This is a genomic window from Caballeronia sp. Sq4a (genome assembly GCF_023170545.1).
Lineage (GTDB): Bacteria > Pseudomonadota > Gammaproteobacteria > Burkholderiales > Burkholderiaceae > Caballeronia.
In genome coordinates this window covers 97484-124075 of the sequence record NZ_CP084253.1, presented here as the reverse complement: position 1 = coordinate 124075, position 26592 = coordinate 97484, and the positions used below count along the sequence as shown (strand labels likewise).

At 65.2% G+C, this 26592-nt stretch carries 18 protein-coding genes and 1 pseudogene; 5 read left to right on the top strand and 14 right to left on the bottom strand.

What is annotated here, in order from left to right; all coding sequences use genetic code 11:
• The first annotated feature begins 532 nt into the window (after window positions 1–532).
• Window positions 533–1912, top strand: a complete 1380-nt coding sequence (locus LDZ24_RS25100) for a CoA transferase (RefSeq protein WP_248324596.1) — start codon at window positions 533–535, stop codon at window positions 1910–1912.
• Between the two features lie 360 nt (window positions 1913–2272).
• Here LDZ24_RS25100 and LDZ24_RS25095 read toward each other — a convergent pair whose 3' ends face one another.
• The 5 genes and pseudogenes from LDZ24_RS25095 to LDZ24_RS25075 form a co-directional block, all read right to left on the bottom strand.
• Window positions 2273–2653 carry a DUF1801 domain-containing protein gene (locus LDZ24_RS25095; protein ID WP_248324595.1) on the bottom strand — a complete coding sequence of 127 codons (381 nt, stop codon included), beginning with the start codon at window positions 2651–2653 and terminating at the stop codon, window positions 2273–2275.
• Window positions 2654–2695: 42 nt separating this feature from the next.
• Window positions 2696–4405 carry a PQQ-binding-like beta-propeller repeat protein gene (locus LDZ24_RS25090; protein WP_248324594.1) on the bottom strand — a complete coding sequence of 570 codons (1710 nt, stop codon included), beginning with the start codon at window positions 4403–4405 and terminating at the stop codon, window positions 2696–2698.
• Between the two features lie 358 nt (window positions 4406–4763).
• Window positions 4764–7358, bottom strand: a pseudogene (locus tag LDZ24_RS25085) (glucose/quinate/shikimate family membrane-bound PQQ-dependent dehydrogenase).
• A 150-nt stretch (window positions 7359–7508) separates the two neighbouring features.
• The gene (locus LDZ24_RS25080; protein WP_248324593.1) at window positions 7509–7832 is read right to left on the bottom strand and encodes a hypothetical protein; all 324 of its coding nucleotides are present in this window, start codon (window positions 7830–7832) and stop codon (window positions 7509–7511) included.
• 54 nt (window positions 7833–7886) lie between these two features.
• Complete coding sequence (locus tag LDZ24_RS25075) at window positions 7887–8135, bottom strand: hypothetical protein (RefSeq protein ID WP_248324592.1); 249 nt, start codon at window positions 8133–8135, stop codon at window positions 7887–7889.
• Window positions 8136–8271: 136 nt separating this feature from the next.
• Between LDZ24_RS25075 and LDZ24_RS25070 the strand changes: the two genes are divergently transcribed.
• The gene (locus LDZ24_RS25070; RefSeq protein ID WP_248324591.1) at window positions 8272–8652 is read left to right on the top strand and encodes a hypothetical protein; all 381 of its coding nucleotides are present in this window, start codon (window positions 8272–8274) and stop codon (window positions 8650–8652) included.
• 22 nt (window positions 8653–8674) lie between these two features.
• Here the strand turns inward: LDZ24_RS25070 and LDZ24_RS25065 are convergent, their stop codons facing one another.
• Together LDZ24_RS25065 and LDZ24_RS25060 are read right to left on the bottom strand one after the other, a co-directional pair.
• Entirely contained in the window at window positions 8675–9871 is a 1197-nt protein-coding gene (locus tag LDZ24_RS25065; RefSeq protein WP_248324590.1) for an amino acid aminotransferase, read from the bottom strand.
• Window positions 9872–9893: 22 nt separating this feature from the next.
• A complete protein-coding gene (locus tag LDZ24_RS25060; protein WP_248324589.1) occupies window positions 9894–11288 on the bottom strand; it encodes an amino acid permease in 1395 nt (464 codons plus the stop codon).
• Between the two features lie 293 nt (window positions 11289–11581).
• Here LDZ24_RS25060 and LDZ24_RS25055 point away from each other — a divergent pair, with 293 nt between their 5' ends.
• Window positions 11582–11878 (top strand): hypothetical protein, encoded by a 297-nt coding sequence (locus LDZ24_RS25055; protein WP_248324588.1) that lies wholly within the window; start codon window positions 11582–11584, stop codon window positions 11876–11878.
• Between the two features lie 44 nt (window positions 11879–11922).
• Window positions 11923–12081, top strand: coding sequence for a hypothetical protein (locus LDZ24_RS25050; protein ID WP_248324587.1), 159 nt, complete (start codon window positions 11923–11925; stop codon window positions 12079–12081).
• A gap of 21 nt (window positions 12082–12102) precedes the next feature.
• Here the strand turns inward: LDZ24_RS25050 and aroQ are convergent, their stop codons facing one another.
• Complete coding sequence (gene aroQ / locus LDZ24_RS25045; protein WP_206470746.1) at window positions 12103–12540, bottom strand: type II 3-dehydroquinate dehydratase; 438 nt, start codon at window positions 12538–12540, stop codon at window positions 12103–12105.
• A gap of 219 nt (window positions 12541–12759) precedes the next feature.
• On the opposite strand from aroQ, the gene LDZ24_RS25040 reads away from it, so the two are divergent.
• Window positions 12760–14325: a sensor domain-containing diguanylate cyclase gene (locus LDZ24_RS25040; RefSeq protein ID WP_248324586.1), complete on the top strand. Its 1566-nt coding sequence runs from the start codon at window positions 12760–12762 to the stop codon at window positions 14323–14325.
• 12 nt (window positions 14326–14337) lie between these two features.
• Here the strand turns inward: LDZ24_RS25040 and LDZ24_RS25035 are convergent, their stop codons facing one another.
• The 6 genes from LDZ24_RS25035 to LDZ24_RS28080 form a co-directional block, all read right to left on the bottom strand.
• Entirely contained in the window at window positions 14338–17634 is a 3297-nt protein-coding gene (locus LDZ24_RS25035; RefSeq protein ID WP_248324585.1) for an ATP-binding protein, read from the bottom strand.
• Window positions 17634–18299, bottom strand: a complete 666-nt coding sequence (locus LDZ24_RS25030) for a response regulator transcription factor (protein WP_248324584.1) — start codon at window positions 18297–18299, stop codon at window positions 17634–17636. The genes LDZ24_RS25035 and LDZ24_RS25030 overlap by 1 nt, the downstream gene beginning before the upstream one ends.
• Before the next feature lie 217 nt (window positions 18300–18516).
• The gene (locus LDZ24_RS25025; protein ID WP_248324583.1) at window positions 18517–18945 is read right to left on the bottom strand and encodes a hypothetical protein; all 429 of its coding nucleotides are present in this window, start codon (window positions 18943–18945) and stop codon (window positions 18517–18519) included.
• Between the two features lie 484 nt (window positions 18946–19429).
• Window positions 19430–21190 carry a methyltransferase domain-containing protein gene (locus LDZ24_RS25020; RefSeq protein WP_248324582.1) on the bottom strand — a complete coding sequence of 587 codons (1761 nt, stop codon included), beginning with the start codon at window positions 21188–21190 and terminating at the stop codon, window positions 19430–19432.
• Window positions 21191–21197: 7 nt separating this feature from the next.
• A complete protein-coding gene (locus LDZ24_RS25015; RefSeq protein ID WP_248324581.1) occupies window positions 21198–23075 on the bottom strand; it encodes a peptide transporter in 1878 nt (625 codons plus the stop codon).
• A 69-nt stretch (window positions 23076–23144) separates the two neighbouring features.
• The gene (locus tag LDZ24_RS28080) at window positions 23145–26111 is read right to left on the bottom strand and encodes a filamentous hemagglutinin N-terminal domain-containing protein (RefSeq protein WP_305854739.1); all 2967 of its coding nucleotides are present in this window, start codon (window positions 26109–26111) and stop codon (window positions 23145–23147) included.
• Between the last annotated feature and the right edge of the window lie 481 nt (window positions 26112–26592).

The window sequence follows — 26592 nt, the reverse complement described above, 5'->3', positions numbered from 1 at the left end:
CATGCCGGACTCGCCGTACCGGGGCGCGAAATCGGCGGCACGGCGCGGCTCGGACTGAAGCCGCTACGGCAGGACGTGGCAAGCGGCGTCGCGCGAGCCGCGGCTGAAGGCGCTACGCCTCCGCGCAGGATTCGGCGCACGGCACGGCTCAGTTCGAAGCCGGTGCGGCGAGACGCGCAACCGGCGACGCCGAGCGCCTGCGGCTGAAAGTGCTACGCCCGCGCAGGATCAGCGGCAGGACGCGGTACAAGCCCTAGCTGCTGCGGCCGGGCTCGCAACCGACGACTCGGCACGTGCGGGAGCTCATGGCGATACGCCCGGGCGAGGAGTCAGCGGCACGGCGCGGCTCAGACCGAAGCAACTGCGGCCAGACGCGGAATCGGCGACCACCCGTGCCCGGGGCTGAAGGCGCAACGGCGGCACGGCCCGGCTGCCGCGTCCCAGCGGCCCGGCACCCCCCCTTAAAACTGTAGCGGGAAGCCGACGCGAATCAGCGCGACAATGGCGCATCTTTCGTCGCCGCGTTCCGATCATGACCGCTTCCTTCGATACCCTCGCTTCCCTATGGCGCATCGCCGGTCTCCCCGGCGATGCGCTTTCCTTCGTCGACCTGACCGGGCACGATCCGGTCTTCCCTTCCACTTTCGCCGTCGGCACGGCCGCGCAGTCCACCATCGCCGCAGCGGCGCTCGCCGCCTGCGAGCTCGCGCATGTCCGCGGCGCGCCGCGTCAGCGCGTGTCGGTCGACATGACGCACGCGGCCGTCGAATGCACCGGCTACTTCACGCTCGACGGCAAGGAGCCGGAAACGTGGGGGCCGTTCTCCGGGCTCTACCGCTGCGCCGACGGCTACGTGCGTATCCATGCGAACTTCGCGCACCATCAGGACGGCGCGTTGCGCGTGCTCGGTCTCGATCCGGCCACGGCGACGCGCGCCGACGCCGAGCGCGCGCTCGTAGAGTGGCGCGCGGGCGACTTCGAGGAGGCCTGCGCGCAACGCGGTCTCGTCGTCACCAAGCTGCGCCGCTTCGACGAATGGGACGCGACGCCGCAAGGTCAAGCGCTCGCCAAGCAGCCGCTGATGACGTTCACGCGCATCGGCGATGCGCCCCCGCTCACGCTGCCGCCACTCGCCGCCGATGCGCGTCCGCTCTCCGACGTGCGCGTCCTCGATTTGACGCGCATTCTGGCCGGTCCGGTCGGCGGTCGCGCGCTCGCCGCGTTCGGCGCGGATGTGATGCTCGTGAATTCGCCGCATCTGCCGAACATTTCCGCCATCGCCGACACGAGCCGGGGCAAGCGCTCGGCCCATATCGACTTGCGCTCTGAAGACGGGCGCGCGGCGCTGTGGCGTCTGATCGGCGAGGCGCATGTGTTCTCGCAAGGCTACCGGCCGGGCGTGCTGGCCTCGCTCGGCTTCGGACCGGACGAGTTGGCGGCGCGGCGGCCGGGCATCGTGCAGGTGTCGCTGTCGGCTTACGGGACTCAGGGCCCGTGGGCCGGGCGGCGCGGCTTCGACTCACTTGTTCAGACCGCGATGGGCTTCAACGCGGCCGAAGGCGAGGCAGAAGGCGCAGGCAAGCCTCGCGCGCTGCCGATGCAGATGCTCGACATGGCAACCGGCTTTCTGATGGCGTTCGGCGCGGCGGCGGCGCTGTGGAAGCAGCAGCGGGAAGGCGGAAGCTGGCACGTGGAGGTATCGCTGGCGCAGACGGGGCAGTGGCTGCGCGGGCTCGGCCGGATCGAGGGCGGTCTGAGCGCGAAGAAGCCGGATATCGCGGCGTTTCTGGAGCGCGTGCCATCGGGCTTCGGCGAACTCGAAGCGGTGCGGCCGAGCGCGCAACTCGCGCGCACGCCTGCTGGCTACGACAGGGCGTCGGTGCCGCCGGGGACGTCGGAGGCGCGTTGGTGAGGGCGATAGGTCGATGCGGCCGGATGGCTCTTCATGGGCGAAGCGCGCCTCTCGACGGCGAATTGCAGGCGGCGCGGCCAATTCCGCAACGCAGGCGTACGCCGGCCAGTTGTGACAGCGATTCACGCCCAACCGGCCGATGCCCCCGCGACCCATCACCGGCTACGCGAATCGCGCCGCTGCCGAGTATGAACTCCGCGAAGGAAGCCTCTTGACCGCCGCGCGGCGCGCACTAGCGATCGGGAATCGGGACAGCGACAAGCGCCTTCACGCATACGTCCGCATGCAAATGTCATTCGTTCTACGAAACATTCACGTACTTGAGTCGCGCTGCTCGCGAGAGAAGCGACTCACCCGCCCTCACTTCCCCGACTTCTTCGTTCTCTCTTGATTAAACTCGATCGCCGCGCGCACCAGCCGCGTGAGCCGCGCCGCATCGACCGTATCGCCTTCGAAGAAATCGATGGCCCGCCGCGCATTCCCTTCCAGCCCCGCGTTGAACAGCCCGTCGGGATCGGCAATCGACGCGCCGTGAGCGAACGTCACCTTCACTTTGCCCTTGTGCGCGTTGGCGACCGCGATCATGCCGTCGCGATACCACACCGGGCTTCCCATGTACTTCCACTCCTCGACGATCTCCGGATCGGCATCGAGGATGCTTTCGCGCACGCGGGCGAACGTCTGCCCGCGCCAGTCCGTCAGTTCGGCGATCAACTGGTCGATGCGTTGCGATGCGTTCATTCGATCTCTCTCACTCTCGATGAAGCGATGACAGTACCGAATCTATCGCGAAAGCAATCCGAACACACCCACGCCGCTTCGCGTGCCCACGTACACCTTGCCGTTCGCAATCGTCGGCGTGATGAACTTGTTGCCCTGGCCGAACTGGTCGCGCGCGCCGGCCTGTCGGCTGTTGTACAGCTCGCGCGCGAGATTCGACGCGTCATACGCGTGTAGCGCCGCGATCGTGCCGTTTTCCGCCGCCCACACGATGCCGTTCGCCGCGCCGTTCGCCGACACGCTCGGCGTCGCGCCCGGCGCGCCGAAGCTCGTGGGCGTCTGGCTGGCGGGCGTGGACGAGAGCCGCGCGTCGGTGATCGTGAATGCTTTGATGCTGTCGCCTAACGCGCCGAAGTACACGGTCCGGTTGAAGTACGCGGGCATGCCGAACACCGGCCCGCGAATCTGCCCGACGACCTCCTGATAGATGTGATCCGCGTTCGAATCGAACTTGCCCATCGAATCGCGGTTGACCACGTAGATCACCGAGTTCTTGCCCGCGCCGAGCGCGAGATGGCGGATCGCGCCGCTCGCGTCAGGAAGATCGGGCAACACGAGCGCGCCGCCGGAACCGAGATCCTCGTCCACGCTCGACTGCTGCACCGTGTTCGACGGCTGGAAGTAATCCGTGACGGCGAGCGTCGGCGTCGTGGCGAGCTTCAGGAAGCCGTTGCCGAAGTTGCCGTGAATCGGCATGCCCTGCCCGTCGAGCGTCGTGTCGAAGGTGCCGTTCGCATCGAGAAAATAGATCGACGCGCCATCCGAAGCGAGGCCCGCGCCGCTCATCCAGATCGCGCCCATCTGTCCGTTGGGCGTGACGTTCAGCACGCTCGCCTGTTGCAGCGTGCTCGCGTTGTAGCCGATCACCCAGCCGGTGTACGGCATGATGTCGCAATGCGACGTCCATGCCGTATAGACGACGCCACCCAGCAGCAGCAGCGACGCGCGCTCGGCGTATTGCCCCGGATCGAATACGACGCGCCCGTTCTGGCTGCCCACGCCGGTGCCGGGATACGACGCGGCAATCTCCGTCGGCCCGCCGAAAAGCTCCGCGCCCGTCGCGATGTCGAGCGCATGAATGCGCTGGTGATAGTGGCCCGCGCCGTCTTTCGACATGCCGACGACATACATCGCGCCGCGCGCGCGGTCGATGACCGGCGTCGCCGTGATGCCGATGGTCGGCGCGATTTGGCCGCAGCCGTGGTCGTCGCTCGGCGTCTCGCCGCTTGCGAGCGTGCTCGCTTTCCAGAGCGTGGCGCCGGTGTCCGCGTCGAACGCAAAGACGCTCGCTTTCTCGGTCGCGACATACAGCACGTTGCGCGTGCCGCCCGCGATAGGCACGGCGGCGAGGAAAAGCGGCTGCGCATCGACCGGGCCGTCCGCCGCGAAGACGGCGAGCTTGCCGAACGTGGCCGCGTTGACGTTCGCGGGCGTGAGCACGGATTCGTAGAGCTGCTGGCCGGTGCGCGCGATGTCGTTGTGATAGGTCGCGACGTCTATCGGGTGCGTGGCCGGCTGCGTCGGTGTGCCGCCGCTCGTTCCATCCGATGCTGCGGCCGGACTGGACGCGGGCGCCGCCGCCCCGCCGCCGGCCGCGACGGAACTCGTCGTCGATGAAGAACCGCCGCCGCTGCATCCCACGACGATCGCCGCCGCGATGACCGCCGCGCCCAGCAGGGAGAGCACTGCGCGACCCGAAAAATGCCGACTCATGTGCATTCTCCTTTCACCGGACGAGCGAAACACGCGTTTCACTCGATTATCGCCCGGTGTGCGAAGTTCGTACGGTGGGACGTCGAGCATTGCTATCGCTTGGCGAATGTCTCGTTTGCTGCGTCGCACCAAACCTGCTAATATACGGGTTACTACCTAGGTAGTTAACCTAGAAGCCACCGAATCAAGGAGTAGCCATGGGAATCCTCGCCCCGCTTTTTTCGATCATCGCCGACGCCGTTCGTGACGCACTGAAGGCCCGCGCCAAGGTCAGCGCGCTGATGGCCGAAGCCTATCGCCGCGCGGTCTGAATCCGCTCAGGGCGGCGGTTCAACGCACCGCCGCCCTCGCGCGCGCTTCACGGCAGCGTGTACGCGATCACGTAATCCCCCGCCTTGGTTCCGAGCGAACCATGCCCGCCCGCCGTCACCACGATGTACTGCTTGCCGCTCGCGTCGGCGTAGCTCATCGGCGTCGCCTGGCCGCCTGCCGGCAGACGCGCTTCCCATAGCTTGTTGCCGTTGCGTACGTCGTAGGCGCGTACGTATTGATCGAGCGTGCCGGTCAGGAACGTGACGCCGCCCGCCGTCACGATGGTGCCGCCGAGGCTCGGCACGCCGAGCGGCATCGGAATCGGCAGCGGCGCCTTGTCGCGAATCGTGCCGTTCTTGTGCTGCCACGCGATCTTGCCCGTGCGCAGATCGACACCCGCGATATACCCCCACGGCGGCGCCTGACACGGAATGCCGAGCGGCGACAGAAACGCGTTCAGCTCGAACGCGAACGGCGTGCCGCGCGCCTGCTTGATGCCGCTCGTCTCGCTGCCCTTCTTCTCGCCCGCCTGCTCGTCCAGCTTCTCGCGGGCAATGAGCTTCGACGTGAACGCCATGTAATCCGGATTCGCGATCAGAATCTGCCGCACCGGATCCACCGACACGCCGCCTCAGTCGAATACGCCGAAGTTGCCCGGAAACACCAGCGTGCCCTGCTCGGACGGCGGCGTGAACGGCCCCTCGTAGCGCAGACTCTTGAACTTGATGCGGCACCAGAGCTGATCGAACGGCGTCGTGCCCCACATGTCCGCCTCGCGCACGCGCGGCGGATTGAAGTTGAGCGCGGAGACGGCCTGCGTCGGTGACGTGCGGTCGCCTCGCGCCGCCCCTTGCGGCACCGGCACCTCGTTGATCGGGATGATCGGCTGGCCGGTTTCGCGATTGAGCACGTAAAGGCTGCCCTGCTTCGTCGACGCGATCAGCGCCGGCTGCATGCCCTGCGCGGTTTGCAGAACGACGAGCGTCGGCTGGCCGCCCACGTCCATGTCCCAAAGGTCATGATGCGTGAACTGATAGTTCCAGCGCAGCTTGCCGGTCGCGAGATCGAGCGCGACGACGCCCGCGCCGAAACGCTCGGCCTGCTGCGTGCGGTGGCCGCCCCATTGGTCGGGCGTCTGATTGCCCATCGGCAGATAGACCATGCCGCGCTTTTCATCGACGCTGAAGATCGACCACATGTTCGGCGAGTTGCGCACGTAGGTTGCGCCGGGCGCGATCGGCTCGGTGGCGTCCGGGTTGCCCGAATCCCAGTTCCAGACGAGATGGCCGTCGTTGACGTCGTACGCGCGGATCACGCCGGACGGCTCGTTGTTCGATTCGTTATCCGTCACGTGACCGCCGACGATCACGAGATTGCGCGCGACGGCTGGCGGCGAGGTCGAGTAATAGCCGCCCGGCGTGAACGGCCCGATGTTCATGCGCAAGTCGATGGTTCCGTTTTTCCCGAAGCTCGCGCAGGGCTTGCCCGTGTCGGCGTCGAGCGCGATCAGGCGGGCATCGGCGGTCGGAAGAAAGAGCCGGCGCGGGCATTCGTTCGAAGGCGCGGCGGGTTGCGCGGCGGTCTGATCACCGCTCTGCGCGGGCGCGGCAGCGGCGGCGTCGCTCGATGCGGCCGGCGCGGAGGCGGCGGCATCGCTGGACGCGGCGGGCATGGAGGCAGCGCCATCGCTCGTGGCGGCTGGCGCGGACGCCTGCGCATCGGATGACGCTTCCGGCGCGGCGGACGCTTCGGACGCGGCCGCGGGCGAAGCCGCCGCCGCATGCATCGCCGGATCGTAATACGCGACGCCCCGGCAGGTCATGTGCTCCCAATGCTTGAACCCGACCGCGCTCTGAATCTGCGGATCGAAGTGCCAGCGCTCCTTGCCGGTCGCGGCATCGAGCGCGAACACCTTGCTGTGCGGCGTGCACAGAAAGAGCGTGTCGCCCACTTTGAGCGGCGTGTTCTCGTCGGTGGTTTCGGTCGGATCGTCGGGGCCGGGCATGTCGCCGGTGCGAAACGTCCACGCCGTTTTCAACTGATGCACGTTCTGCGGCGTGATCTGCGCGAGCGGCACATAGCGCTGTCCGAGCGGCGAGCCGCCATAGTCGATCCAGTCGCCGGGTTGGCGTCCGGTCGCGGCGTTCAGGTCGGGCTGGTTCGGGTCGGCGGCCACGCTCACGTCGATGCTGCCCGCGCGATCGTGCGGATCCGTGAAGTACGTGCCGATGCCGAGCAGCACCGCCAGCACGATGGCAGCCGCGAGCGGCACGCGCGCGGCCCGCGCAGTCGAAGGCGGACCGAACAGCGCGCCGCGATGCACATAAGGAATGAGCAGCCACACCGCGAGCAAGACCCAGATCCACAAGCGCGGCAGAAGCTGCCAGAAGTCGAATCGCGCTTCGAACACCGCCCAGATCGTCGAGCCGAACAGCACGAGCGCGAAGAGCAGCAACGCGGAGCGGCGCCGGATGAGCAGCAGGAGGCCCGTCAGCACGATGGCCACGCCGGTGATCGCGTAGTACCACGATCCATTGAGCGTCACGAGATACGCGCCGCCCGCGGCGAGCACGAGTCCGATCACGATGAACGCGATAGCCGTGCCGAACGTGAGCGGATGAAGTCTTGAGGTACTCGCCATGCTGCAACCCTCCCTGAAGAATGGCGGAACGCGGCCGTCGTCAGCCGTGGTTCGGACGTTGCCAGACCGGCCTGGGGCAGCAAGTCACGTGCCGTTCGCGAGCAGGGAGAGCGAAGGAGAAAGAATGCAGTGCTTCGTTGCGACGCAGTTTCAGCGCGGACGCGGCCACTGTCCGCCGTGAACTGTCGCGCAATGCGTGCCGGAGACGAGCGTCGCCTTCAGGTCGCTGCGTTCCGAGAAACGCGGGGCGTCGAACCAGAGAAGAAACTCGTCGCGCCACACGCCCCAGGCGTTTTCGTCAAAGTCGAAATCTTCGTCGATGCATCCGTTATCGCGCAGATACGCGCCGACGACCTGCTTGCCGTTCCAGTATGCAACGGCCACATCGGTCAGATCGGCGGTCATGCCGCGCGGCAGATCGCGAAGCAGCATGGCGAGGTGCGCCCTGAACGATGTGAAGTCGGTCGGTCTCATCGTGTGCTCCGCTTCAAAAAGATGCGTTGAAAACACTTACGCGGCGCGCGCGTTTCAGCCGAACGCGCCCTTATTGAGGTCCTTCTCGAACGCCGCCACCCATGCGGTGCCGTGCCCGATGCGATATTCGCGCTCCTTGAGCGTTGAACGCCGCACGATGTTCACGTGTCCCCGCAGCGGATAAACGTCGTCCACGACATCCGATTCGCCCGCCTCCTGCACGAGGAAGTCGCTCGGGTCGAGCCGGTGGCGCGCGAGAATCGCGAGAAAGTCCGCCTTCTCGTCGGGTGCGATCACTGACATGGCGCCCTCCAACATCGAACGCTGCTCATTCAAGGTAGCACACGCGCGGACGAACGGCGAAGCGAATCGCCTCACACGCGGTACGCACATAACTTGCTGCGGAAGGTGGCCGATTCACTTTTCGGAGGCATCGCCGATGAACGTTTCGCCGTATCGACACGCGGCTTTCTGCGCGGCCCTTCTCGCATCCGCGCACGCGCACGCCGGCCAGCCCGCCTGCGGCGTGCTGCAAGGCGCGTCGGGCAACGCGCTGACGTTACAGGAAGGCGCGCGCGCCGATCTCGTGCAAGGCGACAAGGCCGTGCACGGCGCGCTGCATATCTATCGGGATGACGCGGTGTATCGCGTGTATTGGCAGCCGGATGGAAGCGCGGAGCAGTACGTGCTCGCGAATGCTGGAGAAAGCGCGGGAGAAAACAGCGTGCGATTGATTTCGACGCCGCCGCGCGGCTCGAAAGTGGACGCGGGACCGGGCACGCTGCCGCCGCAGCAGGTGCTGTCGTGTCCCGCGTTGTGATGCGAATGTGTCGGCCGACGCCTTACTTCGCGAGCACTTTGCCGATGGCGTCGGCGACGATCTGCACGTTGCTCTCGTTCAGCCCCGCGACGCACATGCGCCCCGAGCGCAGGATATACACGCCGAATTCCTCGCGCAGACGGTCCACTTGCGGCGCTTCGAGACCCGTGTACGTGAACATGCCGCGCTGCTTGACGTAACGCGACAACGCCTCGCCATGCACGTGCTCGCGCAGGCCGTCGTGAATCGCGCGGCGCATGCGCGCGATGCGTTCGCACATCGCCGCGAGTTCATCTTTCCACGATTGCGCGAGTTCCGGCGTCGTCAGCACCTTGGTCACGATCTTCGCGCCGTGCGTCGGCGGATTGCTGTAGTTGGCGCGCACCGCGCTCGTCAGTTGACCGAGCACGCGATCGGCTTCGGCGGCATCGTCGCAGATCACATGCAGGCCGCCGCAACGCTCGCCATAGAGCGAGAAGTTCTTCGAGAACGAATTCGCGACGAACGCCGGCACGCCGCGGCGCGCAAGCTCGCGCACGGCGAACGCGTCGTCTTCGAGCCCCGAGCCGAAGCCCTGATACGCCATGTCGACGAACGGCAGCAGGTCGCGCTTATGCAGCACGTCGATGATCTTGACCCACTGCGCTTCGTCGAGATCGACGCCCGTCGGATTGTGGCAGCACGCATGCAGCAGCACGACGCTCTTTGCCGGCAACGCGTCGATGGCTTCGAGCATCGCATCGAAGCGCAGGCCGCCGGTGGCTTCGTCGTAGTACGGATACGTGTTCACTTCGAAGCCCGCGCGCTCGAAGATGAAGCGATGGTTCTCCCACGTCGGATCGCTCACCCATACTTTCGACGCCGGAAAGTATCGCTTGATGAAGTCCGCGCCGACCTTCAGCGCGCCCGACCCGCCGAGCGTCTGCACGCTCGCGATGCGGCCTTCGGCGCGCGCCGCGCTGCCCGTGCCGAACACGAGCGCCTGCACGGCATCGCGATAATGCGCGAAACCGGCCATCGGCAGATACGGCTTCGGGCCGAGCTCTTGCAGAATCGAGAGTTCGGCTTCGCGCACCGCCTGCATGACGGGCAAGCGGCCGGCGTCGTCGAAATAGATGCCGATGCTCAGATTGACCTTGTTCGCGCGCGGGTCCTTCTGGAAGTTTTCGTTCAGCGAGAGGATCGGGTCGCCGGGGTAGGCATCGATATGTTCGAACATGGTGTCGGTATCAGGACTGAATTCAGGACGATGGATGAGCGGGACGGCGCGCGGCGGCCCTGGTTTTGAGATAGTAGCCGATTCCGAGAATCGCCAGCCAGATGGGAATGAGATAGACGGATAGCCGCAGGTCCGGCGTCTCGTACATCACCCACACGATGCCCGCGACGAATGCGAGGCACAGATAGTTCGTGAACGGATAACCGAGGCTCGCAAACGTCGTGGCCGCGCCCTGCTCGCGCTTGCGGCGGCGGAACTTCAAATGAATGATGCTGATCATCGCCCAGTTGATGATGAGCGCCGATACTGCGAGCCCCATCAGCAGTTCGAACGCGCGGCCGGGAATGAAGTAATTGATCAGCACGCACGCCGCCGTGACGACGGCCGACACGAAGAGTGCCGCGAGCGGAATGCCGCGCGCGCTGACGCCGCGCAACGCACGCGGCGCGTTGCCTTGCTGCGCGAGGCCGTACAGCATGCGGCTATTGGCATAGACGCCGCTGTTGTACACGGAAAGCGCGGCCGTCAGCACGATCACGTTGAGCACATTCGCGACCACCGTGCTGTTCATCTCGCGGAAAATCAGCACGAACGGGCTGCCGCCGGTGGCGACCTTGTCCCACGGATAGAGCGAAAGCAGCACGCCGAGCGCGCCGATATAGAAAATGAGGATGCGGTAGATGACCTGATTCGTCGCGCGGGGAATGCTGCGCGACGGGTCCTCGGCTTCGGCCGCCGTGATGCCGACCAGTTCCAGCCCGCCGAACGAGAACATGATGACGGCCATCGACATCATGAGTCCGCTCGCGCCGTACGGGAAAAAGCCGCCGAGCCGCCAGAGGTTCGTCACGCTGGCCTGCGGCCCCGCGTGGCCCGACACGAGCAGATAGCCGCCGAACAGGATCATGCCGACGATTGCCGCGACTTTCACGATGGCGAACAAGAATTCGAGCTCGCCGTACGACTTCACGCTCGTCAGATTGATCGCGTTGACGATCGCGAAACACGCGAGCGCCGATACCCACGGCGGCAGCGCCGGCCACCAGTACTGCATATAGATGCCGACGGCGGACAATTCGGCCATGCTCACGAGGATATACACGGCCCAGTAGTTCCAGCCGGACACGAAGCCGGCCGCATGGCCCCAGTATTTGTCCGCGAAATGGCTGAACGAGCCGGCTACGGGCTCGTCGACGACCATTTCCCCCAGCTGCCGCATGATGAAAAACGCCATCAATCCGGCGATGGCGTAGCCGAGCAGCACGGACGGGCCGGCGAGCTTGATGGTCTGCGCGACGCCCAGGAAAAGCCCCGTGCCGATGGCGCCGCCGAGCGCGATGAGTTGTATGTGGCGGCTCTTGAGTCCGCGCCTGAGTGTTTCGTGCTGCGCTGCTGCCGGGTTGTTGCCTGAAGCCATTGTCGATCTCTGCCTGAACTGCCAAGGACGCGCGCCGCTCTGCCGCTGCCCGTCGGGAAACGCGAAAAGTGTTGTTTTTTCGTGCGACGGGCGACTGTACAAAGCGAACACTCGCCGAACCGTGCTGGACGGCGCGCGGAAAAACACGCGATTTTACCGCCCCGGCGCCCCGGAAAGCCTTGTCGGATGGACTCCGCACCCTCATGGGGCGCGAAGGCGCGTCGTCAAGAGATCGAACTGAACCGGGAATCAGGTCTTTTTCGGAGGATTGATTCGGACGCTCCCCGCGCAGAATGGATTCATCCACTTACGGGGAAGCCAACATGTTCCAGACGATGCAAACGAACAGCACGCCGCAGCAGACGGCGATTCTCGGCGCAATCGAATCGCACGCCGGCATGGCGGCTTTCGAAGCCGAACTGCTCGCCGAACTCCGGACGGCATCGGACAACGTGCTGCGCCTCGCCGCGCAGGTCCGTGCGCAGGCCAACGCCGATGCCGCCGACGCCGCCGAAACGCTGGCCGAGCAGCACGCGATCGCGCAAACGCTGATCCGCCGCCTGCTCGCGATGCCCGTCGCAGAAGCCTGAGCACCACGACTCACAAGAATACGCATCGAATCAGGAACACGACAATGAACTACTTGACCCTCATCGCCATCGTCTGGACCGTTTGCGCGCTGTTCGCCGTGCTGTTCATCCGCGGCGCGACGCTGCGCGAGCGCAAGCCCGTGCCCGTGCAAAGCCGCGCGCGCCGCGCCGCCGCCAGCGTGAAAGACGCGAGCCGCGCGTAAGAGCTTAGGCGCGGCGCGGCATCACTTGATCGCCGATACCGCCGCGCGCAGGCCGAGCAGATAGCTTTCCACGCCGAAGCCGCAGATTTGCCCTTTGACGACTTCGGAAAACACGGACACGTGCCGGAACGCTTCCCGCGCATGAACGTTCGACATGTGCACCTCGATGATCGGCACTGTCAGAATGGCGAGCGCATCGCGAATGGCGTAGCTGTAATGCGTCCACGCGCCCGCATTGATGACGACTGCATCGACGTTATCGCTGAACGCCTGATGGATGCGCGAGCACATCTCGCCTTCGATGTTGGTCTGGTAGCACTCGACTTCGACGCCCAGTTCCTTGCCGAGCGCGGCCAGTTGCTCGTCGATCTGCGCGAGCGTCGCGGTGCCGTACTGCTTCGGATCGCGCTTGCCGAACATGTTGAGGTTGACGCCGTGCAGCGTCAGGATCTTTGCCATGGTGTGTCCTCGAAGGATGAGCAGCGGCTTAAGGGTCCGCAGATTCGGATGCGCAGATTCTGAAGGCCGGCTCGCGCGATGACAATAGCGCCGGCTGACCGCTTGCCTCTTTCAGTTTTCGACCGACCTGCCGTAAACCCGCACATGACGGTGCACGCCGGATAAGCCCGCGCTTCACCGATGCCTCCCCCGTATTTTTCCGGTCCGCCGGTATCTCGCATGTCAGGCTCCTCGTCCTTGCTCGATTCCCTTCTGGCGATACCGGCAACGGACGACGGACGCATCACGCCCGGCAATCGCGCCTCGCTGCTCTTCACCCTGCTCGACGACATTAGGCCGCTGCTGCTCGCGGGCGGCTCCACCGCGTTCGTCGCGCTGGTCGCGCTCGTGCGCGCGCATGCGCCGTGGACCGTCGCGTGGTTCGTCGCGGACGCGCTGCTTCTCGCCGCGCGCGTGGCGGTGGTGTGCCGCTACCGCGCCGCGCGGCGCAGGCAGTCGCCGCAGCCCGAGCCGTGGGCGCGGCGCTACGCGCCGTTCGGGCTCATCGCGTGCGGCCTGACCGGCCTGGGCGCGATGGCCTGCGTCATGTCCGGCGACGCCATGCTCGCGTCGCTCGCGATCATGGTGACGGCCGGCATGCTGGGCGGCATCGCGTCGCGCAATGCGGGCGTGCCGCATCTCGCGATCTCGCAGATCTGCGCGGGCAGCGTGCCGATCGGCGTGGGCGCGCTCCTCGGCCCCGCCGGTTACTGGATGCTCGTGCCGCCGCTCGCCGTCTATATCGCTGCAATGAGCATCGTCGTGCGCCGCCACTATCGCAATCTCGTCGCGCTGATGACGGCCGAAGAAGAGCACGCGGAACTGGCCGCGCGCTTCGACGCCGCGCTCGCGCACATGCGGCACGGCCTCTGCACGATCGACGCGGCGGGCGCGGTCGTCATCGCCAATCGCAAGGTGGCGGACCTCTTCGGCGCGACCGCCGACATGCTGCGCATCGGCGTGGCGCTGCCGGAGTTCATCGGCTATCTGGCACTCGCGGGGCACGGCGAATCGCTGCGCGCGAAGTTGAGCGCGCGCTGCGGCGAGTGGCTGAAAGACGCCCGCGCCCCGCTCGATCTCACGCTGCCCGACGGCCGTCGACTCGAACTGAGCCGCGATCCGGTGCCGGACGGCAGCGCCGTCATCATCGTCGAGGACGTGACCGCGCGCCGCCGCGCGGAAGCGAAGATCCTGCACTGGGCGCATCACGACTCGCTGACCGGCCTGCCGAACCGGCGTTATCTGAGCGACCACGCCGAGCGCCTGATCGCGGGCAGCGCGCACCGCGAGAAGGTGATGGTGATGTACGTCGATCTGGACGGCTTCAAGCACGTCAACGATTCGCACGGCCACGATGCGGGCGACGAGCTGCTGCGGCGCGTCGCGGACCGTCTGCGCAACGCGATGCGGCATGGCGAACTCGCGGCGCGTCTCGGCGGCGACGAGTTCGCCGTGGTCGCGACGTACTTCGCGGATGCCGCGAGCATCGCGTTCGCGCGGCGCATCGTGCGCGATCTCTCGCTGCCTTACGAACTCGACGCGGGCATGGTCGTGACGCTCGGCGTGAGCATCGGCATTGCGCTTGCGAAGCCGGGCGAATCGTTCGAGCGCGCGCTCAAGCGGGCCGACATCGCACTCTACGAAGCGAAGACCGAGGGCCGCGGCGGCTACCGCTTCTCGGAAGACGACACGCTCGCCGCGCGCGACGAACCGGACGCGGTCGGCACACCCACGCAGCGGATGTAATCGCCCGGCTCGCTATCTCGGATGCGGGTCCAGCACCGCATGCAGCATGTCGCGCAATTCGATCAGGTCGCCGCGAATGAGCGCCGTGAAGGTATCGACGTCTTCCACCCAGCTTTCCGATTCACGCAGCAATGCGCGCAGTTCCTGGCACTGGTCGTACAGCATGGAGGGACCGAGCACCGTCAGCCCGCCCGCGAGCTTATGCGCCCAGCGGCGCAGCTTGCGCGCGTCCTTTTCCTTGCAGATATCGTCGAGCGCGACGATGTCTTCGTCGATCTGCCCGGCGAGGTCCGGCATGTACGCGGCGGGAATTGGCGGAAAGCGCGGCGGGAGATCGTCGTCCTCCGGCGCTTCGTTCGCGGGTTGCGCATCGGATTCGGGCGCGGCGCCCGCAGCATCAACGCCCGCCGTTTGCAGCACGCCGGCCAGCACCGCGAGCGGGACCGGCTTGGTCAGATAGTCGGTGAAGCCGCGCGCGCGCCCGCGTTCCACGTCCTGCGCGCTCGCGCTCGCGCTGATCGCGTAGACGCGCATGGCGGGATCGAGCGCGCGGGCGGCGACGAGCAGTTCGGCGCCGGACATCTTCGGCATGTCCATGTCGGTCAGCACGATATCCACGCGATGCTTGCGCAAGAGGTCGAGCGCCTCCTCGCCGTCCTTCGCCTCCAGCATGGATGCCCCGAGCGTCAGCAACTGATCGCGCAACAGCCCGCGATTGAGCCGGTTGTCTTCCGCGATCACGACGGTCGGCCCGGCCTTGCGCGCGGCTGGCAGCGCGAGCGCGTCGTCTCCGTGCGGCGAGGCGCGTTGCCGGCCCTTGATGGTCGCGATCGCGTCCTTGAACCCCTTGAGACTGAAGATGCTCACTTCCAGCACGCCGTCGCCCCAATGCACGGGCACGAGCGGGCCGTCCTGCGTCATGCGGATCACGCGCGTGCCGTCCTTCCATGCCGCCTTAATGTCTTCCTCGGTGAACTCGTCCGTGGCGATCAAATACTCGCAGCCTTCCGCGAGCGCCGGGTCGGCGTGGTTCAGGTACGTGACCGAACTGCGCTCCGGGTCGTAGAGATTTTCGAACCATTCGCGATACTCGCTCGCGCGGCACAGAATGGCGGGCTTGCCGTCGAGCAAGGCGGCGTCGCCGGTGTCGGAAGAATGGTCGGCGGCGAGCGGCAGCGACACCTGAATGCGCGTGCCGACGCCTTCGGTGCTGTCGAGCGAAATGCGGCCCTTCATGAGTTCGCAAAGCCGCACGCAGATGGACAAGCCGAGCCCCGTTCCGCGCGCCTGCGTGAGACGGTGCGCGTCGCCCTGCATGAACGGCTGAAAGAGCTTCTCGCGCTGCGACGCCGGAATGCCGATGCCCGAATCCGCGACGCTGAGTTCGAGCGCGTCGTTGATCCATCGGGCGCGCACGACGATCTTGCCTGAATACGTGAACTTGAGCGCGTTGCCGAGCAGATTGTTGAGAATCTGCGACACGCGAATCGGATCGAACAATAGCTTCGCCGGACACGACCGGTCGATTACGACGAACAGGCGCAAGCCCTGACGGTTCGCGAGCGGCGCATGCGCGACCATCACGCGCACGACGAGCGCGCGTATGGAGCCCCATTCTTCCGAGAGCCGCATCTCGCCGATATCCATCTTCGAAAAATCGAGCACGTCGTTGACCACTTGCAACAGCGCGCTCGCCGATGCCTGCATCGCGTGAACGCGCGCTTCCTGCTCGGCGGCGAGCGGCCCGAGCGCGACCAGTTCGAGATTGCCGACGAGCGAGGACAGCGGCGTGCGAATCTCGTGGCTCATCGAGGCAAAGAAGCTGAGCTTGGCTTTCGCGGCGGCGTCGCTGCTTTCCTTCGCCTCGCGCAGCAGCCGTTCCACTTCGCGGTGCTCGGTGATATCGGCGATCGCGCAGAAGAACACGTTGGTCTTGTTGACGACCGCCGCCGCATACGACACCTTCAGATGCAGCGTGCCGTGGTCCGGCTTTTCGAGCGTGTAGTGAAGCTGCCGGATGGCTGCCTCGTGCCCGTCCTCGGCCGCCGCGGTGCCGTGCGCGTGAAATGCATCGCGCAGGCCCGCGGGCAGGCTCGTGGACATTTCGCTCAGATCGAACAGCGAGCGCGCGATCTGATTCGCGGCGATCACATGCAGGTCTTCCTGCAACGCGATGCAAAGGCCCACGGGCGTCGCCTGCACGAGCAGATGGTTGAGAATCTCGCCCTCGACCGCGCGGCATGCCTGCTCGTACGAGCGGGTGAGAAAGCGAAAATTCCAGTAGCGGTACATCGCGAGCAACATGGCGACGAGCGCGCCGGTGACGAAGACCAGAATCGCCATCTGCACGCGCTTCGCGCCCATTTCCGTCGCGACGGGAAGCGCGACGACCACATGCCCGACGCCGAGCGCGAGCGGATCGAGCCGCGCGCCCCAGCCGTGACCGGGCAGCCAGTGGAACCCGCCCGGCGGCGCTGTCGCGAGCCGGTTCTCGATGAATCGGAGATCGGGCGTGTCGTCGCCCGCGAGCACCTGATGGTCGTTGTCGAATATGGCGATCTGCGACTCGAGCGACTCCGGCACCGCGTGGCGCAGCGCCCGGTCCAGATTGAGCCGCGTGAACACGAGCCCGTACGGGTCGCCGTCGCCCGCCACCACCATGAACATGAGGACGGTCGGCGCTCCGAAGCCGATCGAGCGCGGCGCCAGATACCACATGACGCGCCGGTCACGCGCGGCTTCGAGCGGGACGATGTTGTGCGTGTTCATGTAGACCTTCGCCGTTTCAGCGAGCGCGGCGATTCTTTTAGGCGGGGGAACCTTGTCGTCGGTCTCCGTGAAGAATCCGAAGCCCGCCGAGGCGGAACCGTCGAGTCTCGCGTATTGCAAGAGCGGCGGCGTGCTCTCTTCCGGGATCATCTGACGCGCGGCCTGGCACGCTTCGGCAAGCACTCTGTCATGCACGCCGGGCGGATACGGCTCGCACTTCGGCTTGCCCGGACGTTCCGGCACGCCGGCCTTCGGCGCGGACGCGCCCACTTCGAGCAGCAGGCTGCCCGCCGTGAGCATGTTGTATCGGCTGAATATGCTGACGTTCACGCCGCGCATGGCGGCCTGCGCGAACTCTTCTTCCGTCTTCAACGTCGCGGTCAACATGAAGAAGCCGGTGGCCGTCGCGCCGCACAGCGCGGCAAAGATCAAAAGCCCGACGGCGATAGCGAAGATGCGCCGTTCCCGCTTGAGGTTGCTTTCGAGCATCCGCAGCATTTGCAGAGGTGAATCCTGCGATGCGGCGAAGAAACGCTCCATCAGGCCAGCCCTGTTTTCGCGGCGTATTTGACGAGGTCTACGTGGTTCTCCACATGCAGCTTGCGCATGGCGGAGCGCTTTTGGGTCGCCACCGTCGGCACCGAACGGTTCAGCGTGCGCGCGATCTCGGTGACCGAGAGCCCCTGTGCGAAGAGGCGCACCACTTCCAGCTCGCGCGGCGAAAGCGGCTGTTCGCGGGCGAGATCCTTCGTCGTGGAGCCTTCGCGCGCGAGACGATGCTGGATCTTCGGCGAGAAGATGGTTTCCTTCGTCGTCAGCGCGCGCACGCTGATCTGCGCGAGTTCGCTCGCCGGCTCCTCCTTGCTGACGATGGCCGCGACGCCCAGCTTGCAGAGCTCATGGAACATGCCGCCGCTCGTCATCATCGTGAGCACGACGAGCGGCACGTCCGGATACGAGCGGCGCAGCTTGCTCACGAGACGCAAGCCGTCGAGTTCCACTTCTTCGTCGCCCTGCATGACGAGATCGGTGATGACCAGATCGGCCGGCTCCTTTTCGAGCGCGCGCACGAGGTCCGCGCCCGAATTCACCGTGGCCGTGATCGTGAACCCCGCGAGTTTCGAAAACTGATCGGAGACGGCCATCAGAACGATGGGATGGTCATCGGCCAACACCACGCGGATCGGCCCCGTGTGTCCATTCATAGGCACACCGTCGCCGGCGCTTTGCAGATTTGCATCGGAAAACGAAACAGACGCGCTGCTTGGCGCGATTGAAGCAACAGACGAACAGACCCGTTCATCCCCACGTCTCCCGACCGGGCGGACATGCCCTGAAGTCATTCTAGGATACGGGAAATCGCATTGAAAGACGAAGGACAGCGCTTGCATGGACGCAACGCCGACCGGGCGCGCAGCGACACTATTCATTCCGGTCTTCACAGTAGGCTCCAGGAGTCAGGCAGCCGAGGCGAACGCGCCGGCCGCCGCTGCGGCACAGGCGGCAACGCGGCTTCGTACCGTCGCATCGTTCGCCGTCCGCTTGAGAGGGTTCATCCCGTTGCGGCGCGGGCCGAGCCAGGTGACGCAACGGAATCGACGTGACCTGCGACGTCCGCTGCTTCTTGAACTGCCGGCTCTCCGCGAGGATCATGCCCGTGATGACGATCATGGATGCGATGAAGACCACCACCACCGTTAGCGTTATTACGGACTCCGATTTACCCACTCCCAGAACCGCGAGGATCACGAACGACAGCGTGAAGAACACCGGCATCAGGAACGTCGATGCGATTCCCACTGCTTCACAACACTTGCGAAAGACCTGGCTGATCGAATCCGGAACGAACATAAGAGCACCTGACTAGGAATGCGGCTGGCGACGAGCGCAACGACCGCCTCGTCCGCCGCGCTGCATTCGCGGTTCGCCGAGGCTTGCCCCGAGCCCTGCACATGCGGCTTGCGTCAATCCGCTGTGGCATCGACCCATGACTTTAGTCAAACGTTATCGCGCGATATATCGAACAATGTCGATAACGTCCGTCAGCGTGACTGACGCACCGTGTCGTTCGTCGGGCAGTGGTCTCCAGCAAAAAAAAACCGCCCGGGTAAGGCGGCGAACTGGGTCGAAGAAAAAATCGGTGGTCCGGGGCGAATGGGCGCGCGTGGCGATTGCCGCTCTCCTCGCTGGCCATGCCGGCCGCACGCGCCATGAAGACTGGCGCGCACAACCTTTCCCGGACATCGCAGGTCGCTTACATTCTCACGCCTGAGAGACTTCGCACGATATAGACGGATTTCGATTCATTCGATGGAGGCGCCCGATGAGCGGCTCGTCATACGGCCGATGCCTTCACCGCCAACTGATACCGCAGGTGCCCGCCGATGCGCGCGACGACTTCGGCCCAGTCGCCACCATAGCGGCGGCGGAAGAGGCGCATGGTCGGATACCACGGGCTGTCGTCGCGCGTGTAATGCCAGCGCCAGTCGCCATAAAACGGCAGCATCAGCCAGACCGGTTTGCCCATTGCGCCCGCGACGTGCGCCACGGACGTATCCACGGTCAGCACGAGATCCAGCGCCGCGATCGCGCTCGCCGTCTCGGCCATCGTGTTCAGACGAGCGCCCACGTCGTGAAAGTTCGCGCGCTCGTTGGCGTACCGGGCTGCTTCGTCGGCGCCCGCGCCCTTTTGCAGGCTGAAGAACTCGATACCGTCTATCGCGAAGAGGTCGTTCAGCACGGCGAGCGACGGCAGCGAACGATGGCTGTCGTTTTCATGCGTCGGATTGCCCTTGAACACGACGCCGATTTTCAGCTTGCCCGGCGCGACGTCGGGCAGCTTCGACGCAACGGATGCCGGCGCGTGAAGATAAGGCACGGTGCGCGGCAGCGCTTCCAGTTCGAGCGGCAGATAAGCGGGAATCGCATGCGGGAACACCCAGTAATCGACGCCCGACAGATTCGCCGCGTTCTGCACATCGACGACATCCTCGGCGCCGATCGACGCCTCGTACAGTTCGACGAGCGGCGCCTGACACACGACCACCACGCGCTTCGCGCCGCATTTGTCGCGGAAAATCTTCGCGAAGCGCAAAAAGAAGATCTCGTCGCCGAGACCGAACTCGCTCCAGAGGGCAATCGACTTACCCTTCAGCGACTCGCCCTTCCATTCCGGCACGTTGTGCGGCGGCTGCGTTGTGGTGCGGCGCTGCCACCCGAACGGCGCCATGACCTTCTCGCGCAGCGCGAAGCCTTCGCGCAGCTTGCCACGCGCGATCAGATGCAATGCCTCGTAAAGACGCGGCAGATGTTCGCCCGGCAACCGCTCGACGCACTGCGTCCAGATCGCGTCGGCATGTTCGGGCGCGTCCCAGCGCAAGAATTGCATCATCGCGCGATGATAGACATCGAAGCGATACGGATACTGACGCACCGCCGCCTGCGCCGCGGCGATCGCGTCCTCGGCGCTGCGCGCGTGCTCCATCGCATGCTTCATCTCATGCGCGGTAGGCACGGCGCGCTTGCGCAGCACGAGTTCGATCACGCACTCGGCGTAGCTGTCGGCGGTCTGGTCGGCGTCGGGCCGCGCGGCGTCGAAGTTGTCGCGCACCAGCGCAATGCGCTCGCAGTCCGCCACATGCGACATCGCCTGCACCAGTCCGACGACGTTCACCGAGCGCGGCAGCGTGTTCTCGGCCTTATAGATGGTGAAGCTCGTCTTGTGGCCGCCGTTGAAGCGGCTCGGCCAGACGCCCTTTCCGTACAGATCTTCGTCCGGCACGGTCACGATCACATGACCGCCTGGCTTTACGAGATCGAGCCAGCGCGCGAGCGCCTTGTGCGGATTGTTCTGCCGCGCGAGCACATGGCTTGCGTGAACGAAATCGAAAGACGCGTCGCTCGCGCCGTCCATCGTCGAGAGATCGCCCTTGTCGGCGGGCCACGACGTGACCTTGCCCATGCGCGGGAAAACATGCCCGTGCGACGAAAGCGGGTCATCCGTCACGCCGATGTCGAGGCCGTCGCCCACGAGATAGTGCTGCACGAATGCAGGTTCGCGCGAACGGCGCAGGCTTGCTTTGCTGGTTTCCTTCATGATTGCCTCACTTCGCCGCGACAGCAAGAGCCGCCGCGCTTGCCGCGTCAGCGCGGCTCAGGTCCTTCAAGAGCGCCTGAATGCGCTCGCCCAGAATCTCCGGCCGGCCCTTGAAAATGAGCTTCTCGATGGCCTTCTTGCCCGCGAGCGAACGGGCCAGATCGAGCCGTTCGCTGTCGTTCTCGATGAGACGCAGCGCCGCCGCCTTGTACTCTTCGTTGGTCTTCGCGACCATCCATTCGGGGAAACCGAGACGGCGAAACATGCCCTCGTCGATGTGCTCGTGCACTTCGCGCCCGGTCTTGCAGACGCCGACGAGCCCGGCCCACACCGTATCCACGATGCCGTTCGTGTTGCCGAACGGGAACGGGTTCAGGAACATGTCGCAGCCAGCGATCACCTTCATGTAGTTCGCGTAGTCCTGATGCTTGTGGACCACGGCCTTGTCGCCCATCAGGCGGCGCACGAGGTTGCGCACCTGCGGGAACACGAGGCCCGTTGCCTGTCCGACGAGAAAGTGGAATTCCACGGGCACCGACGCCTCTTTGGCGATCTCGGCGCACGTCTGCAGGAAGCCCGGATTGAGCTTCATGGTCGTGCCCGCGACCGCGATCTTCACGGGATCGGCCTTCAGGCGCTTGCGCTTCTTCAGGTCGAGTTCGAGCATGGCCGCAGGCGGTCGATACGGCATGCCGTCCGATGGCAGCTTGAGCAGCTTCTCGCTGAAGCAGGCTTCGTCGCCGACGTAATCTTCTTCGACGACCACGTAGTCCATCGCATGGCCGTGCGTGGTGGCGGGATGGCCGAGCGCCATCATCTGCAGCGGCGCGACGCGCAGGCACGCGAGCGCCATGGTGATCGGGAACATGCCGACGCTCGGCATGTACATGGCCTGCGCCTCGCGCGCTTCGCTGACATCGCGAACCTGGCGCACGTGGTCCCACAGCGTCGCGCCTTCCAGCGCGATGAACTCATCGAATACCTCGCGGCCCGCTTCATCGACGCGGCCTTCATAGCCCACGCCGATCAGATGAAACTTGTCGCGCATCGCCACCATCGTCTGCGAATGCGTGCGATAGATGGAGTGATTCTTCGAGAACCATTCGAGCACCACGAGCAGCACGGGCTTCTCGCCCTTCTTCGCCGGCCGCGCGCGACGCTCCACATCGTGCAGGCCGAGGCTCGCGAGCTTGCGGCGAATCAGCGCATTGATCGGCTTCTTGATGTCGTGCTTGCCGGGCAGGTCCGCATAGCTGCAATGCATGTACATGTCGTGCAGCACGCCGACCGGCAGCGCGTCGAGGCTCTCGATCTGGTCGAGCTTGTCCGGCAGCCAGCGCAGCAGCATTTCACGCTTCTGATGCGCGGCGGGCGTGCCGAGAAAGCGCGAAGACATGATGGTCGTCGCGAGGCTCGCAGTTGCGACCTTGTCGTGATTCCACAGCACGTCCCAGTCGAGACGCACTTCGGACTCGGGCGTATAGAACAACTGGAACTTGCGCATGTCGCCGATGCGCAATTGCACCGAGTGACGCGCTTCTTCATCGAGTCCGAGCGAACGCAGAATGTGATCGGCGTTGCGGAACGGGCTTGCTGCGAAGAGCCCCGCGATCCAGCGTTGAAAAAGCTGCGTCCGGCGAATGCCGTCTTCGGAGAAGCGGAAATCCGGATCGCTCATCAGCGCGGTGATGGCCGACGTGTTGCGCGTGAGCAGGTGATCGTCCATGATGTCGCTCGCTTCGCCCGACTGCGCCCAACTGTCGACATCCATCAGAAGGCCGTAGTTGGCGTCGATGCGCGCGAGCAGTTTCAGCAGCTCGCGGCCGGCGGCTTCCTTCTCACGACGATAGCAAAGGTATTCGAATTTGTTGATGCTGAAATGCATGATGCTGTGTCCCGGTTTTTGCAGCGAATGAGGATCGCCCGTCGGCGTCAGGCCGAGCGGGCCGCGAGCTTAATGACTCCAGGTGACGGAGAGCCAGTACTGCGTCGGCTTCTTGCCCGGCTCGACCCACGAGCTTTCGGAGAAGCGATACGGTCTTGAAACGGAGGCCGATACCGTTGCGCCGATCGGCGTCAGCCAGTCGACGCTCACGCCGTAACCGGCAAGCACGCGGTTGTTGGTCACGCCGCTCACGCCGGGATACGTGTTCTCCCAGTGGTCCCACGGCGAATGGTTCACGCGTCCGTAAGCAAAGTCGTTGAAGAGGCCGACTTGAAGCTGATGACCCGTCGCCACCGGGAACCGTTGATAAAGCCCCACGCTCGCCACGACGCCTTCGTCGGCCGAGCCTTCGTCGGCGCGATACGCGCGCACGGCATCGGGACCGGAGAGGCCGAGCTTCTCGCTCGCATCGAGATTGCGGCTCGCAAGCTGTCCACTAATGCGGCCCGAAGCGAAGAGGTTGCCGCTTTTCGACAGCGCATATGTCCCGAACGCGTTGCTGGTGAGCTTCGCGTAGTTGCCCGCGCGCCGCGTGATCGGCTCCGACGGGTCGTCGTTGCGTTGATGCCCGAGCGTGAGCGCGATCTGCCCGGCCGCGAGATTCGTGCGCAGCGCGCGGGCGCGTTCGCCGTTGTCCGCGGTCAACGAGAGTTGCAGCGAATCGAGCTTGCTGTGCGTGGTCGCGTCGTAGTCCGTGAGATCCGTCGATGTCTGGCTGTGCAACAGCGATGCGCCGCCCCACACGTTCGCGTCGAGTCCGCGGGCGAACGGATACTGCACGCCCGCCTGGGCGGTCGTCGCCACGCCCTTTACAGGCGTTCCCGCATTGATGAAGTACTGCTGGCGCGACACGCCGCCGGTCATGCGCAGGCCGTCGTCGAAGATCGGCGCGCTGCCGGTGAGCGAGCCCGTCCACATCTTCTTGTCCGTGCTCGTGATGGTGAAAGCCGCATCGCCCAGTTCCAGAGTCAGCGGTTGCGCTTCGTCCAGATACATGTGCATGGCGTTTTCATAGATCAGATACGACAGACCGCCGGCCACGCCGAGACCGCCAACCACAGCCGCAGCCGTGCCGCCCGCGGAGCTGCCCGAGCTGCTGTGGGCATTGGTGTTGCCACCGGTGCCGTTGTCGGTGCCGTTGTTATCGCCGCCGTTGGAGCCGCCGTTGTTGCCACCATTGGCTCCGCCGTTGTCGGTCGTGTTGTGGTCCTTGTTGCCACCACCCGTATGGATGATGTCACCGTTGTCGATCACGTTGACCGTGCCATTGCCGTCGGTGTTGAACGTGCCGTTGGTGTCGATCACGCCTTGACCGTTCGTCGAATTGCCCGAGATGTTGGTCGTGCCGTTGTCCGAGGTGTTGATCGTGCCATCGTCGATCACGCCAGCGCCATTGGTCGAGTTACCCGAGATGTTCGTCGTGCCGTTGTCGGTCGTGTTGATCGTCGCATTCGGCTCGATCCAGGTGCCGTTGCCGTTCGTCGAGTTACCGTCGATATTTGTGCTGCCGTTATCCGCGCCCGCCGCCTGCGTGATCGAGCCCGTCGCCGTGCCCGAGCTTGCCGTGGTGATCGTCACATCGGTGCCCGCGTTCAGCGCGTTGTTGATCGTCCCGTTGCTCACCGTCGCGCTCGAATTCGAGCCTCCGCTGAAGCCGCTCGTCACCGTGCCGCTGTAGTTGCTGTCCGCGCTCGTGCTGATGGTCACGTTGGTCGGATCGATCAGCCACTGGCCGGACTTGCCATTCGGCGCTGCTGCGCTCACCGTGCCTTGCACGTCGAGGCTATGGCCCGACGTTTCGACGAAGCCGCCGTTACCATGCGCCGAATCGGCCTTGATGCTTGCGCCTGCGTCCACCTGCGTGTAATCCGCGAACGTCATGCCGTCTTGCAGCATCGATTGCGCTTGCGTGCCCGCGAGTTGATGCAGGCTGTCACCGCCCATGATGACCTTGCCGCCCGCTGCATCGCCGCTCACGTCGACCGTCGCGTTACCAAAGACGCCGACGCGGTTACCCGACAGCACCACCGTGCCGCCCACGCCGCCTGCTGCATTGTTCGATGCATCGACCTTGCCCGTAACGGCGACATCGCCCGTGTTGCCTGCATCGGCCACCACGGTGCCCGCGCGCGTCACGCCATCGAGATTCACCACCGTGTTGAGCAGCGTGTTCGTGCCGCGTGCGGTCAGCAGCACCGAGCCGTTCTGCGCGTTGATCGTGCCGCTGTTCTCCACCAGCGCGTTGGCCGTTGCATTGCTCAGCGTGAGTTGAATGCCTTGGCCGTTCGGCAGCGCCACCGTTGCGCTGTCGCCTGCGGCGAGCACCACTTGGCCTCCCTGCGCCGTGTTGATCGAGCCGGTGTTGCGCACCTGATCGCCCACGAGCGTGACGTAGCCTTGCGCCTGAATCGACCCATCGTTCTCGACGCTCGCGTTCGTGCCCGTCGAGCTCAGTTGCAGCGGGCCACCTGCCATGAACGCATCGGGATTGATCGCCTTGGTCGTCGCGAGCAAGGAGCCGACGTTCACCACCGAACCCTTACCGAACAGCACGCCGTTCGCGTTCTGGATCAACACCTGACCGTTGGCCAGGAGCGAACCTTGAATGTTCGATGCGCCACCGCTCGTCACGCGGTTAAGCGCCTGAGACTGAGCGTTCGGCTGATTAAACTGCACCGTGTTGCCGCTGCCGATGTTGAACGAGTTCCAGTCGATCACGGTGCGCTGGCTACCCTGATTGATGGTCATCGTATCGCTGTTCTGCGAGATGCTCGCCTGGCCTGCGGTCACTTGACCGCCCGTCGGCAACGCTTGCGCGAAGCTCACGCTGGGCTGCGTCGCCAGAAGAGCAGCGGCGAACGCCGTCATCGCGGAGACTACGCGGAACGCGCTTTCAACCGACACCGCGCCCGAAGCCGCGCCTTCGCCCGGCGCCTTGCCCTGGCTGACTACATCTTCAGCGACAGCCACCAACATGCCGAGTCGTTTGCTGAAGACGCGACGAAACCGATTCTTGTTCATGAGAGAAATACAAGTAAAGAGAGATGAGACGTTCCGCGTTGACAGTTCAACCGCGGTCCAATGCGCTCAGCGCAATACACATTGAAAAATTGCGGGAAGGGCTGAGCGCCTCGGCAATCTGGATTCGGCGCCGCTTTGAAGCCTCTCGGCATGTCGCGGCGGGGGACTGACTCGGGTCGCGTTTTGTTGACCGCTGTCAACTCGTCGACTCCGCAGCCCCGACCTTCCTCACCGAATCCACGGAACGAATGGTAGAAACGGGCGCCTTCGGCCCATATAGAAGAACTTCGAATCTCGGAAGGCGCGCGGAGCGCGGGCCGGGGAGGCCCGCCGTATAAGGCATCGCGCGTCCCTCGCGCACGAGGAAACCGCGAAATTGAGAAAGCTCCTAGCCGCAGAACAGGCGTCCACGGCTACCGGTCCGCCTTCGCGTGAC